Origin of the sequence: Companilactobacillus allii (genome assembly GCF_001971585.1) — a bacterium.
Classification (GTDB): Bacteria; Bacillota; Bacilli; order Lactobacillales; family Lactobacillaceae; genus Companilactobacillus; species Companilactobacillus allii.
Map to the genome: position 1 here is coordinate 24,905 of NZ_CP019323.1, position 14,377 is coordinate 39,281.

The 14,377-nt window shown below is 35.8% G+C and carries 11 protein-coding genes; all 11 read right to left on the reverse strand.

Annotation, left to right across the window (positions count from 1 at the left end):
* Window positions 1-51 precede the first annotated feature (51 nt).
* Window positions 52-2,691 (reverse strand): alanine--tRNA ligase, encoded by a 2,640-nt coding sequence (alaS, locus tag BTM29_RS00145; protein WP_076613518.1) that lies wholly within the window; start codon window positions 2,689-2,691, stop codon window positions 52-54.
* Window positions 2,692-2,925: 234 nt separating this feature from the next.
* Window positions 2,926-4,266 carry a DEAD/DEAH box helicase gene (locus BTM29_RS00150; RefSeq protein ID WP_076613519.1) on the reverse strand — a complete coding sequence of 447 codons (1,341 nt, stop codon included), beginning with the start codon at window positions 4,264-4,266 and terminating at the stop codon, window positions 2,926-2,928.
* Window positions 4,267-5,223: a DHH family phosphoesterase gene (locus BTM29_RS00155; protein ID WP_076613520.1), complete on the reverse strand. Its 957-nt coding sequence runs from the start codon at window positions 5,221-5,223 to the stop codon at window positions 4,267-4,269.
* On the reverse strand, window positions 5,223-6,350 hold the full coding sequence (gene dinB / locus BTM29_RS00160; RefSeq protein ID WP_076613521.1) for a DNA polymerase IV: 1,128 nt from the start codon (window positions 6,348-6,350) through the stop codon (window positions 5,223-5,225). Before dinB ends, BTM29_RS00155 begins: the two co-directional genes overlap by 1 nt.
* Window positions 6,351-6,368: 18 nt before the next feature.
* Window positions 6,369-7,811, reverse strand: coding sequence for a glucose-6-phosphate dehydrogenase (gene zwf / locus BTM29_RS00165; RefSeq protein WP_076613522.1), 1,443 nt, complete (start codon window positions 7,809-7,811; stop codon window positions 6,369-6,371).
* Window positions 7,812-7,986: 175 nt separating this feature from the next.
* Window positions 7,987-8,478, reverse strand: a complete 492-nt coding sequence (yajC, locus tag BTM29_RS00170; RefSeq protein WP_076613523.1) for a preprotein translocase subunit YajC — start codon at window positions 8,476-8,478, stop codon at window positions 7,987-7,989.
* A gap of 90 nt (window positions 8,479-8,568) precedes the next feature.
* Window positions 8,569-9,711, reverse strand: coding sequence for a tRNA guanosine(34) transglycosylase Tgt (gene tgt, locus BTM29_RS00175; RefSeq protein ID WP_076613524.1), 1,143 nt, complete (start codon window positions 9,709-9,711; stop codon window positions 8,569-8,571).
* 35 nt (window positions 9,712-9,746) lie between these two features.
* Complete coding sequence (gene queA, locus BTM29_RS00180; protein ID WP_076613525.1) at window positions 9,747-10,781, reverse strand: tRNA preQ1(34) S-adenosylmethionine ribosyltransferase-isomerase QueA; 1,035 nt, start codon at window positions 10,779-10,781, stop codon at window positions 9,747-9,749.
* A gap of 44 nt (window positions 10,782-10,825) precedes the next feature.
* Complete coding sequence (gene ruvB / locus BTM29_RS00185; RefSeq protein WP_076613526.1) at window positions 10,826-11,842, reverse strand: Holliday junction branch migration DNA helicase RuvB; 1,017 nt, start codon at window positions 11,840-11,842, stop codon at window positions 10,826-10,828.
* A 26-nt stretch (window positions 11,843-11,868) separates the two neighbouring features.
* Window positions 11,869-12,456: a Holliday junction branch migration protein RuvA gene (gene ruvA, locus BTM29_RS00190; RefSeq protein ID WP_076613527.1), complete on the reverse strand. Its 588-nt coding sequence runs from the start codon at window positions 12,454-12,456 to the stop codon at window positions 11,869-11,871.
* Between the two features lie 2 nt (window positions 12,457-12,458).
* Window positions 12,459-14,363, reverse strand: a complete 1,905-nt coding sequence (gene mutL / locus BTM29_RS00195) for a DNA mismatch repair endonuclease MutL (protein WP_164510775.1) — start codon at window positions 14,361-14,363, stop codon at window positions 12,459-12,461.
* Between the last annotated feature and the right edge of the window lie 14 nt (window positions 14,364-14,377).

Below are 14,377 nucleotides of genomic sequence, written 5' to 3' on the forward strand. Positions count from 1 at the left end.
TATAGCAAAATTTAAGTGACCAGAAAGATTTCATTACAATTATAGCCCACTTTAATAAGATTTAATAACATCTTTGGCTAATTGTAACGCATTTGTAAGACCAGCGGGATTTTTACCACCAGCTTGTGCCATATCAGGACGGCCACCTCCGCCACCTTGAATTTCCTTAGAAATTTTCTTGATGACATCAGATGCCTTGATTCCTTTGTCTTGAGCATGCTTATTAACGGCTACAACAAGACTAGCTTTTTTATCAGCACTTCCACCCAATATTAATATGTCAGAACTCTGTTCATTCTTCCACTTATCTGCTAGCTGTCTTAATGCGGCCATATCTGCTGGAATTGCATTGGCGATAACTTTGAACTCGTTGATTTCTTCAACATCACTGAAGACCTCAGCGGATTTTTGACTTGTAAGTTTTAACTTCAAGTTTTGGTTATCACGATTCAACGCTTTGTTATCATCAATCAATTGAGTTGCTCTTGCAGGTACATCTTTCAATTGATTGACCTTCATATTTCTGGCCGTTTCTTGTAATAATTGTAATTGATTACTTAAGTATTCAAATGCCTCTTCACCAGTAACTGCTTCAACACGACGAATACCTGAACCAATTGCTGATTCAGAAGTAATCTTGAACAATCCAAGTTCTGAAGTATTACGTGCATGTGTACCACCACAGAATTCAGTTGAATAATCGTCAATTTCAACGACACGGACAACATCTCCGTACTTTTCACTGAATAAAGCAATAGCACCCTTCTTTTTCTTGGCTTCTTCAATTGGTAATACTTCTGTTTTTACAGGGATAGCATCCCAAATCTTTTTATTTACGATTTTTTCCAATTGACTGATCTGTTCTTCAGTCAATGCAGCATTACTGTTAAAATCAAATCTCAAATATTCTGGTTCAACTAAAGAACCAGCTTGATGTGTTCTTGAACCTAAAACATCACGTAATGCCTGATCTAGTAAATGTGTAGCAGTATGATTATGGCGAACTTTTTCACGGAAATCATTGTCAATCTTCAATTGATATTCAACATTTTTTTCTAAAGTTGTAGATACATTTACCAAATGGATATTTTGACCATTTGGTGCATGTTGTACATCAATAACTTCAGCGACTTCATTACCATTATTGTCATAGATTCCACCAATATCAGCAACCTGTCCACCCATTTCTGCATAGAAAGGTGTCTTATCAAAGATCAATTGTGCTTTTCCTTCAGCTACCTCTTCTACTTCAGAATCATCAACAACAATATTCTTCAAGGTTGCCTTTATGTCAACGTTTTTATAACCGACGAATTCACTAGGTGTTTTGATTTCCATTAGTGTTTCATCTTGCATACCCATTGATTGTAGGTTTCCACGAGCAGCACGGGCACGTTGCTTTTGTTCTTCCATGTTAGCTTTGAAACCATCTTCATCAACGTCTATATTTTCATCATGAGCATACTCACGAGTCATTTCCAATGGAAAACCGTAAGTATCATATAGCTTGAATGCATCGGCACCATTAATGATTTTTTTATTATTCTCATGAAGAGATTCAATTATACCATTCAATAATGATAAACCATCATTAAGTGTTTCTGAAAAACGTTTCTCTTCTAATTCGATTGTCTTAGCAATAAAGTCCTTTTGTTGACTAACTTCTGGATAATAACTCTCCATGATCTCACCAACAATTGGTACTAGCTTATAAAGAAATGGTCCATTAATACCTAACTTTTTACCATTAAGTACAGCACGTCTGATCAATCGTCTAATAACGTAGCCTCGACCTTCATTTGAAGGAAGTGCTCCATCACCAACTGCAAACGAAACAGTTCTAACATGATCGGCTATAATTTTGAACGAAACATCATCTTCAGCTTTATCACCATATTTACGACCATTACTAAGTGTTGCAACATGGTCAATGATTGGTTTGAATAAATCTGTTTCAAAATTCGTTTCTGTTCCTTGAATAATTGAAACAAGTCGCTCTAGTCCCATACCAGTATCAATATTCTTATGTGGCTGTTCAACATACTTACCATTTGGTAGATGGTTTAATTCTGAGAATACAATATTCCAAACTTCAAGGTATCTCTCGTTTTCACCACCAGGGTAGTTTTCAGGATCATCTGCATCTAGATTATTGAATGATTGACCACGATCATAGAAAATCTCTGAATCAGGACCACAAGGACCCTCACCGATATCCCAGAAGTTATCTTCTGTCTTCAAAATATGATCTTGAGCGATTCCAACTTTTGCCCAGAGTTTTTGTGTTTCAGTATCTTTAGGATATGTGGTTACATACAATAGATCTTTATCCATATCTAACCAGTCTGGACTTGTTAAAAATTCAAATGCCCATGGAATTACTTCTTCTTTGAAATAATCACCAACTGAGAAGTTACCTAACATTTCAAAGAAAGTTTGGTGACGGGCAGTTTTACCAACGTTTTCAATATCATTAGTTCTAATACACTTTTGAGCATTAGTGATACGTGGATTTTCAGGAATCACTGTACCATCAAAATACTTCTTTAATGTAGCAACACCAGAGTTTATCCACAATAAAGTAGGATCATCGACTGGAACTAATGAAGCACTAGGTTCAATCATATGTTTCTTTTCTTGAAAGAAATCCAAAAACATTTTTCTTATTTCAGAACTTGATAATTTTTTCATTATTTTCCCCTTAAAAAAAGAGAAAACCGTTGCCTTACAAGGACGCCACTGCGCGGTACCACCTTGTTTGCAACGATTTTCGTTAGCCTCTCAATAATTATTATTTACAATTTTAATTGGCAGCATCTAATTAAAACTACCTAGGCATTCTCATCAACTAGCCTTCTCTTAAGGTATTAATAATTAGACATATCCAATGAAAATATTAACTACTGATTGAAAAAAAGTCAATGACTAACTTCCACGTCTTTTATCTCTTAGTTGCTTACGTTCTTGACGATCTCTAATACGGTTCTTTTGACGTTTATCAGTAGAAATAGCTTGTCTAATCTTTTTCTTATATCCTGGCTTTTTCTTGGTCTTTTGTTTTTTAACAAATCCAACTAATTTTGGATCGAGTTTTTCTTGTGTAGCATGACGTTGAACACGACGATCTCTGTCATATGCTTCAACAATTTCTCCATTTTTTACATCCTTTGGAGAAAATTTGATGCCCATATGTTCAAGCTGAGCAATTTTATTTTCTTCACCTGGATTATACAACGTAATAGCAGTACCTGACATTTTGTTACGTCCAGTTCTACCGACACGGTGAATGAAAAAGTCCAAATCATCAGGTATCTCTGCATTAACAACGTGTGAAATACCAGGTATATCAATACCACGTGCAGCCAAATCAGTTGCCACAACAAATTGATATTCCATATTTTCAATCTGCTTCATAACACGTTTTCTCTCACGAGGAGTCAAACCACCATGTATACGTGCAACTTTTAGTCCTTTAGCTTTTAAATAATTATAAATATCATCAACTGATTTTTTAGTATTAGCAAAGATCAATGCCAAATATGGTGATCCTAAAGTCATCAATTGATAGATCATTTCCTTTTTATCACGGCCATGAGCAAACATTAGCCAATTATCAACATTTTTAGCGATAATATGTGAGTTCTTGATTTCGACTCTTTGTGGACCCTTCATGTACTTCTTCAAGAAAGGTTCAAGTCTTTGTGGAATTGTAGCAGAGAAAACCATCATTTCGTGGTTTTCAGGCATTTTGCTAGCTATATGATCAACATCTGATAAGAATCCCATGTCAAGAGTCATATCTGCTTCATCAACTACGAAACGTTCAACGTTTTCAACGTGCAGATCATTCTCACGAATCATATCCCATAATCTACCCGGAGTTCCGATCGCAATTTGTGGTTGATGAGCATCAAGCTTTCTCTTTTGACGTTCACGATCAGCTCCACCAACATAGATAAACGCATTATATTCTTCTGGATAATTCTTAAGAATTGCTTGCGTATCTTCATATATTTGGTAGGCCAATTCCCTACTTGGAGTTGCAATCACAGCCTGTACAGTTTGATCTTTAGTAATTGCATTCAAAATTGGCAATAAGAAAGCATGAGTCTTACCAGAACCAGTTTCTGATTGAACGATAATATCTTTCTTCTTGTTAACAAGTGAGATTACTGCTTCTTGAACCTGAGTTGGTTCCTCAAAGTGTATCTCCTTGAGCGATTTGTTTATCGCATCATTAAAATTATATTGTGAAAATTTAGTCATCTATTCACCCTTCGATTTGAAATCTTTAACGATCTCAATCAATTCCTTAAACATTTGGTTTACTTCATCCAAATCTTTAGCATTTGCACCACTAGCTAATGGATGTCCACCGCCATCATGTTCTTTGGCTAACTCATTGATGATAGGGCCTTGAGAACGCAAGTGCATTCTATATGTCTTATCATCTTTTTGAACTGCCTCTAACCAAGAAGTTACTTCATGTAATCTACCTGGAGTTGATACAACTGAGTTAGCTTTTTCTTGATTAATTCCCAATTTTTCCATTAAATCTAAGTCGATGATGGCTAGTGCAGCACCTGATTCATCAACTTGTAGTCGATTGAACAATTCACCTTGTAACTGGGCTTGTGCCAAGGTTATCTCATTCATATTTTGATTGATACCGGAAAAATCAATTCCCAAGCTAATAAAAGTTCCAACAACATTCATTGTATGTTGAGTAGTAGCTGGATACATGAAACGGCCAGTATCACCTACTATACCAGCATATAAATAATACGCAACGGATTTTGTTAAAGTTAATTCATCTGTTGAATCGATCAAGTCAGCAATTATTTCTGAACATGAACTAGCATCTGTATTAACAATTAATTGGCCACCATATGCTTCATCATTAGGATGATGGTCAATTTTAATCAAAAAGTCCCCGTCATTGAAACGTTCATCATCAACTCGTGGAGTGTTTGCAGTATCAACGCAAATCACCAATGCACCATTATAGTCGTCATCACTGACTTCGTCCATTGTTGCTAACCATTTAAGACCCTCAGCGTTGTGTCCACCAGTTAATATCTTCTTATTTGGATAGGCCTGGATAAGTGCTGTTGCCAACCCAACTTGTGATCCAAGAGCATCTGGATCGGGATTTTGATGACGTAGTATAACTATCTTGTCATATTTTTTGATTGTTGAAATAATCTCTTTGAAACTATTCATTAATTATCCTCCGTTTTAAATAAATTTAAAGAAACTTCCTCATAAGATAACGGATCTAAGTTAGTTAAAGTAATGCCAAGAAGCCTTATCTTTTGATCGCTTATGTCTAATTTATCATAAATCTCTTTGGCAATACGATATATTTCATCTTTATCTTGTACATAATCTTGAAAAGTCATACGTTTAGTAACCGTATCAAAATCAGAATTACGTAATTTCAAAACAACCGTCTTACCGTGTTGACGTTGTTTCTTCAAATCCTTACTTACCAAATCGGCCAAGAAATTAAGTTCCTTTTCAATCTGTTCCTTCAATACTAAGTTCTGATTATATGTTCGTTCACGACCGATCGACTTACGAACTCTATGACTATTAACAGGTGAATCATCGATTCCATGAACTCTTTTGAACATAATGTAGCCCATTTTACCAAAAGTGTTAATGAACACGTCTTGATCTAGTTCTTGTAAATCTCCACCAGTGTAAATATCCATGTCATGCAACTTTTGTTGCATCGCTTTTCCTATTCCATTAAATTTCTCGATCGGAATTGGCCTCAAGAAATCCTCAGCGTACTCGCCCAAAATAATTGTTCTACCAAACGGCTTACGATAATCTGATGCCATCTTAGCTAGAAATTTATTATAAGATATTCCAACTGAACAAGTCAGCTGTGTTTCACGAATTATCCTTTGTTGAATATAATTTGCTATTTTTAAAGTATTGGATTCATTTAATTTGTTCTCCGTCACATCAAGATATGCTTCATCAAGTGCAACCGATTGATAATTGTCTGTCACTTCTCCGAATATATTATGAATATAATCAGAAGTCTTACGGTACAATTCAAAATTTGGTGGAGCAATCACCAACTTATCACGAGGTATAAGTTCTATTGCTTGTTGTGCAGGCATTGCTGAATGCGCACCGTATTTTCTAGCATTATAATTGGCAGTTGTTACAACTCCGTGATGATGATTTTTTCTAGGATCTGGCGCTACTATTAGGCACTTATTTTTATATTGTGGATGAGCTCTTTCTTCTACAGAAGCGAAAAAAGCATCCATGTCAACATGGATGATTTTTCTATTTTCTTCAATTATAATTGGTATTTTTAAAAATCCGATAGTACACCACCATCTGGCCTAGTCATCCCAGACCCATGAATTTCCATCACGTTCTAGTAAAGTATCAGCAGCCTCTGGACCCATTGTGCCACTTAGGTAGTTAGGAAATTTGGGAGTTTCTAGGTCCCATTGTTCTCTAATTACATCAATATACTTCCATGTACTTTGAAGTTCATCCCACAAAGTAAAGTGAATCCTATCACCTGACAAAATATCGATAATCAAACTCTCATAAGCCTCACGAGCGTCATCAAAATATGTTTTGTCTTCTGGGAACTTGATCAAATCTTGATTTGAATCCTGATAATCAATTCCATTGACCAAAATACTATGACCGTTCTCAGGTTCAATCAACAAACTAACCGTTGTATTGGGATTAATTCCAAGTTTAGAAGCTTGGTCATTAAACACGATATCAATTCTTGATGATTTATCTGGCATACGTTTACCTGAACGAACATAAAATGGAACATTTGCCCAACGTTCATCATCAAACTCTATCTTCCCAGCAGCATATGTCTCAATATTAGAATTATCATCAACATTTTCTTCATCACGATAAGCTGTTTGTTTACCTAAACGGTCCGTATCATATTGTCCACGAACAAAGGCCCTATTGACCTCTTCTGGATCAAGAACTTTTAGGCTGGAGAATAAGTCAGTCTTAACTTTATGAATAGATTCTGCTGTCATTTCATCTGGTTTATCCATGGCAATCGATCCGATGATCTGCATAATATGATTTTGGACCATATCACGTAAGACACCAGAGGTTTCATAATATCCACCACGATCTTCAACACCAAGGGATTCACCTAAAGTAACTTGAATATTTGAAACATATTTGCCACTCAAGGCCTTGTCAAACTTAGGATTCTTCAAGCGTATATTAGGAATTTCTTGAATCATTTTCTTACCTAAATAGTGATCGATACGATAAATTTCTTCCTCTGGGAAAGCCTTTGACAAGTCATTATTAAGCTCTGAAGCACTAGCTAGATCACGACCAAATGGTTTCTCAATAACTAGACGATTGAATCCATTCTTTGTCTTCAATCCTTCGGAGTTGATGTGTTCGGCAACTGTACCAAAGAATCTAGGGGCAATAGCCATGTAGTATACACGATTATGACCAGCACTAAACTGATCATCGAGTTTGGCAGCTAATTCCTTTAGAGCAATATAATGTTTTGAATCATTAACATTATGTGATTGATAGAAGAAATGTTTTGCAAACTCTTCCATCTTTTGCTTATCATCGTCCAAATTCTCAAGTGAAGTTACCACTGTTTCACGGAAATAGTCATCACTCCAGGGACGACGTGCTGTACCAATTACGGCAAAATGGTCCTTTAATACGCCTGCTTTGTACAAACGATATAGGGCAGGATAGAGTTTTCTGTGAGCAAGATCTCCAGAACCTCCAAAAATAATAAAAATTGCTGATTTTTCTTTAGCCATTTTCCAAACTCCTTTTGATAAAGTCATATATATCTCTATTTTACAACATGCATCGATAAACATCTTTAATAAAGACTTTTAGTTATAATTCTTATTATAAATTCATCTTATACCTTGGAGTACACTTTAAGGCAACAAAAAAGATTGAAACTATCGCTTCAATCTCAAAAAAACTTTATTTCTCTTCTGAATCTTCTTTTACATCATCTTTATCTGAAGCATCAGCTGATTTTTCTTCAGGTTTTACATCTTCAGTATTATCATCTGATTTTGCTTCTTTAGGAGCTTCTTCTTTAGGGGCAACTTTTTCAGTAGTCTCTTCTTTTGGAGTAACTTCTTTTGGAGCATCTTCACTCTTAACTGTTCCAGTTGCGGCTGGAGTAGTTCTACGAATAAAGTTCAAATCAAATGTTAAGTAAATACCATCACAATCAACAACGACTTCTTTATTCTCACGGTCAATAGATGCAATAACACCCTTAACACCACCAAGTGTAACAACTTTGTCACCCTTGTCCATTTGTTTAAGCATTTCTTGACGTTTTTGTTGTTGTTTCTTTTGTGGACGAATAGAAATAAAGTACATACCAACAAACATGATTACGATAAATACGATAAATATCATGTTTGATCCACCTGCTGCAGCGCCTAATGTTAAATAATTCAAATTTTCCACCTCTTAATAGTTTTCATAAGTATATGGTATCAAAGATTTAACGGTCTAACCACATACATTGCTCTTTTATTAGAAATAATATTAGAAATTACGAGCATTTTCTTTATTTAGACCATATTCTTCAAAAACATGCTCCCTAAATTCTAATAAATTGTCATCACGTATTGCTTGACGAACATTCTTCATAAGATTTAACAAGTAGTATAAATTATGATAACTAGTCAAATGTGTTCCAAATAACTCATTTGCATTAATTAAATGACGAATATATGCACGACTGTAATTACGACATACGTAACAATCACAATCTTCATCTATTGGACGAAAGTCTCGTGCGTATTTAGCATTTTTAACAACTAAGCGTCCCTTTGTTGTCATACAAGTTCCATTTCTAGCAATTCTTGTTGGCAAAACACAATCAAACATATCGATTCCACGTATTACACCATCAACCAACGCATCTGTTGAACCAACTCCCATTAAATATCTAGGCTTGTTCTCAGGAAGTAGAGGAGCTGTGAAGTCTAGGACATGGTTCATCTCTTCTTTAGATTCACCAACTGATAATCCACCAATTGAATAACCTGGGAAATCCATGCTAGTTAAATCTTCCACACTTTGTTTACGAAGATCCTCAAAACCTGCACCTTGAACAATTCCAAATAGTGCCTGCCAATCAGGATTGCGATGTGCCTTTAATCCACGTTCTGCCCAACGACTAGTACGTGCAACGGACTTTTTAATATAGTCATAACTCTCAAAAAATGGTGGACACTCATCCAAACTCATCATAATATCTGGGCCTAGATAATTTTCGATTTTCATAGCCTTTTCAGGTGATAGGAATTCACGGCGACCGTTTAAATGATTCCTAAAATGAACACCAGCTTCAGTAATATCACGTGTATTGGCTAATGAAAATACCTGAAAACCACCGGAATCAGTTAAAATACCCTTGTCCCAGTTCATGAACTTGTGTAAACCACCGGCTTCTTTAACGATATCTTCACCAGGTCTAAGCCATAGATGATATGTATTGGCCAATATAATACTTGCTCCAATTTTCTCTAGATCTTCTGGAGCCATATTCTTAACAGATGCTTCTGTACCAACTGGCATAAACATTGGTGTTTCAAACGTTCCATGTGGCGTTTCTAACATTCCAAGACGTGCACCAGTATGCTTTTCTTTTTTAATTAAAGTATATTTAACCGCTGGTTCCATATATTCTCCTTTTTACTTAAAACCCATTTCACATTTTACTTAATGAACATCGCATCACCAAAACTAAAGAAACGATACTTCTCGTCAATAGCGTGTTGATAAGCATTCAAAATGTTTTCTCTTCCAGTAAATGCTGCTACAAGCATAACCAATGTTGATTTAGGCAAATGAAAGTTAGTTATAAACTCATCAACTACTTTCCATTCATAGCCTGGTTTGATGAAGATGTCTGTCCAACCACTGTCAGCTTTGATCTCTCCATCAAACTTTGTACCAATAGTCTCAAGTGTTCGAATTGAAGTCGTTCCTGTGGCAACAATCTTACCACCATGTTCTCTAACATCATTCAAAGTTTGAGCTGACTCTTCATCTAATCGATAGAATTCAGAATGCATAATATGCTTGCTGATATCTGATTCAGTAACCGGTCTAAATGTACCTAATCCAACATGAAGTGTTAAGTATACTAATTTAACACCCTTATCTTGTACCTTTTGTAGCAGTTCTTTTGTCCAATGTAATCCTGCTGTTGGTGCTGCTGCTGAGCCATTTTCTTTAGCATAAACTGTTTGGTAACGATCTGGATCATCAAGCTTTTCTTTGATATATGGTGGAAGTGGTGTTTCACCTAATTGTTCCAATATCTCCAAGAAAATCCCATCGTAATGGAATTCGATGATTTTCCCACCATGTTCTAGTTCTTCCAAAACAGTGGCAGAAAGCTTACCATCACCAAAATCAACTGTTGTACCAACTTTGGCACGACGTGCAGGTTTCATCAATACTTCCCACTTGTCACCTTCAATATTATTCAATAATAATACTTCTTCGTGACCATCTGTATCTTTCTTTGTTCCGTAGAGACGAGCTGGTAATACTCGAGAATTATTCATAACCAAAGCATCACCAGGATTCAGGTAATCCAAAATATCATAAAAGTGTTTATCTTCATATGAACCAGTTTTATGATCTAAAACAAGTAAACGTGAATGATCACGATTTTTTATAGGTGTTTGTGCAATAAGTTCTTCTGGTAAATCGTAGTCAAAATCTTCGGTAGTTAATGTCATTATTAATTATCTCTTTTCTTAACGAATTAAAAACTCATTTCAATCTATTCTTCTGGATAAGTATAGCCTAAATGTTCATAGCCTTTTCTAGTTACAATACGACCGCGAGATGTCCTCTTCAAAAATCCTTTTTGCATCAAATATGGTTCATATACTGACTCAATAGTCTCTTGGTCTTCACCAATATTAGCTGCAATAACCTTAATTCCAAGTGGACCACCACTATATAGCTCAATCATCATCGAAAGAATTCTACGATCAAGTCGATCAAGTCCTGCATCATCAACTTGTAATTGATTCAAGGCTGATTCAGCAATATCATAATCAATCGTATCGCTACCAGCAACTTGAGCAAAGTCACGAACACGCTTCAATAACCTATTGGCAATTCTTGGTGTTCCACGAGACCTACGAGCAATCTCATGTGCACCCTCTTCATCAACGTTGATATTCAGCACTTTAGCAGAACGAAATACTATCTTAGATAATTCTTCTTCAGAATAGTATTCCATGTGAATATCAATTCCAAAACGATCACGCAAAGGTGCAGAGAGTTTACCTGAAGTTGTTGTAGCACCGATAAGTGTATAAGGAACTAATTCATGATGAAGTGAACGTGCCTCTGTACCTTGTCCAACAATTATATCTATATAAAAATCTTCCATAGCGGAATATAATACTTCCTCAATTGCTCGTGGCATACGATGAATTTCATCAATAAATAAAACATCCCCAGGCTCTAATTCATCAAGTACGGCAACAAGATCACCTGATTTTTCAATTGATGGACCAGTGGTCGTATGAATATTAACGCCCATTTCATTAGCGATAATCATTGCCAGTGTCGTTTTACCCAAACCAGGTGGACCATATAATAGCACATGGTCTAGTGTTTGTTGACGCTGTTTTGCTGCTTTAATATAAACATCTAATTCGTGCTTTGCACGTTCTTGACCCAAATATTGATCAAACGTTTTAGGACGTAGAGTTTGATCCGCTAGATCCTCTTCGTCATCCAAAGAATCAGCGTCAGTTAAACGATCATTTTCGTCATTATCCAATTATTTCCCTCCTATCTATAATATATTTATTTTGTTAACAATTTTAATCCGGCACGCAAATAACCATCTGCTGAATCGAAATTTTCCTTGATAAGCTTAGGTTTGATCCTATCAATATCTCTAGTTGTGTAACCTAGTGACTCTAATGCTAACATACCATCTTCTAGGTTTTGATTACCATTGCTCAACACTGTAGGTTCAACACCAAGAACCATTTGGCCTTGTGATATTTTACCGCCCAGATCCAAAATGATCTGTTGTGCTGTCTTCTTACCAATCTTAGGAAATCTAGTTAAGAACTTAACATCATTAGTTTCAATCGCTTGAATCAAGCCATTTAGGTCTTGACCAGCAAGAATAGCCAAAGCACTCTTTGGTCCAATACCTGAGACACTAATTAAATGCAAAAAGATCTTTTTTTCTTCCAAATTATAAAAACCATAAAGCGCCTGTTCATTATCACGAACTATTTGTTCAACATAAACAGTGGCTTTTTCATCTTGTTGATAACGATATGGGTTAGCAACTTGGACCTTATATCCTACACCATTAACATCCACAACAACATAGGTTGGATCTATATATGTAATTACTCCATTTAAGTATTCAAACATAATTATTCACTTTCTCTAGTGTCATGAGGATCTTGAATTCTTTTGAACATTTTTTCAAGATCCTTGTTACTAAATTCTACCAATACTGGTCGTCCATGTGGACAATTATATGGATTTTCTGCTTTAGTTAAATTATTCAATAATTCGACCGCCTGAATTTCATCCAAATGATGGTTAGCCTTAATGGCCCGTTTACAACTCATCATGATTGCATTCTTCTCTCTAAATGATGCAACACTGATCTTGGAATCATTCAATACATAATCGATCATTTCTTTGATAGTTGATTCTTCCTGACCTTCTACAAACCACGTTGGATGTGTATTGACAACAAAACTATTTTGTCCAAAATCCTCTAAATATAGACCAATACTTTCAAGTATTGGCTTTTTTTCTCTTATCAAAATACTTTCAGAGTTTGGATAATCTAAGACGATCGGTACCAATAGTCGTTGTTGATCATCAGATACTTTACCGATTTCTTTACGATAATATTCATAATTAACCCGTTCTTGAGCCGCGTGTTGATCAATTAAATAAAATCCTTCGTTACTTTCAGCGACCAAATACGTTCCGTGGATCTGACCAATATATCTAAGATCAGGAAAGCCAGTATTAGTATTATCAACGACCTCACTATTATCAGGAATAACCTTAGTCTCTTTTTCATTAGCCAAGCGTTTGTCCCATTCTTCAAGATGCTTGGGCTCATCAAAAATCGGTGTACCTGTTAATTGCTTGTTAACAACTGGAGTAACAATATTACTATCCACAGGAAGAGTAGTCGGCATCGGTTCATTTATTTGATTCATCGTTGTTAATTCATCAAATGAAATCTGTTCAGGCTTAGGCTCGACTGGTTTAATGACCTGATCACTAGTCGTTTTACGATCTAAATTCTTAACAGCATCCGGAATTAGATTTTGGTTAGCTATCTTATTCTTGATCCCTTCACTGATCATGTCAGCAATATGACCTTCATTAGTCAGCCTTACTTCTTGTTTAGTTGGGTGCACATTGATATCCACAAGAGTTGGATCTAGTTTGATATCAATAATAGCAATTGGAAATCTTCCTACCATTAACTTAGAACCATAGCCTCTTATGACTGCATTTGTCAGTTGATAATTTCTAATATATCTACCATTTAAAATCAGTGAAATATATGATCGATTGGATCTAGTCGTATCTGGTTTAGAGAAATATCCTTTAATAGCATAATCCTCATCAGAATTCTCAAATTCAAACATGTGACTAGCGATAGTTCGCCCATAAATTCCTGCCATTGTCTGTTGCAAATTGTCATTTCCCGAAGTCCAAACAATATCTTTACCATCATGTATTAATCTAACTGATATCTCAGGATGTCCCATCGCAAGTCTATCAACAATATCAACGATCTTGTTCAATTCGGTGTGTAGCGACTTAACATACTTAAGTCGTGCTGGTGTATTGAAGAATAAATCTTCAACTGTGACTGTCGTACCTTTGGAACGTGCAAAGGTTTTTTTATCCACCAAAGTATTCCCAGAGAATTTTGCTTGAATCGCCGACTTTCCATCGGTACTAGTAACGATAGTAAGTTTAGAAACTGAGGCAATACTTGCCAAAGCTTCTCCACGAAATCCCAATGTTAAAACATTGAATAAATCATGTTCAGTCGATATTTTACTAGTGGTATGAGGTTGAAAGGCGATTTCTACATCATCGGCCTCAATACCATCACCATTATCATTGATTTCAATCGATTTCATCCCAGATTCTTTAACTGTAATAAGTATCTGTGTTGCATGTGCATCAATCGCATTCTCAACTAACTCTTTAACAACTGAAGCAGGACGCTCAATAACTTCCCCAGCAGCGATCTGGTTACTTAATTCGACTGATAATTCATGAATCAACCCCAAGTTTTCCACCTTCT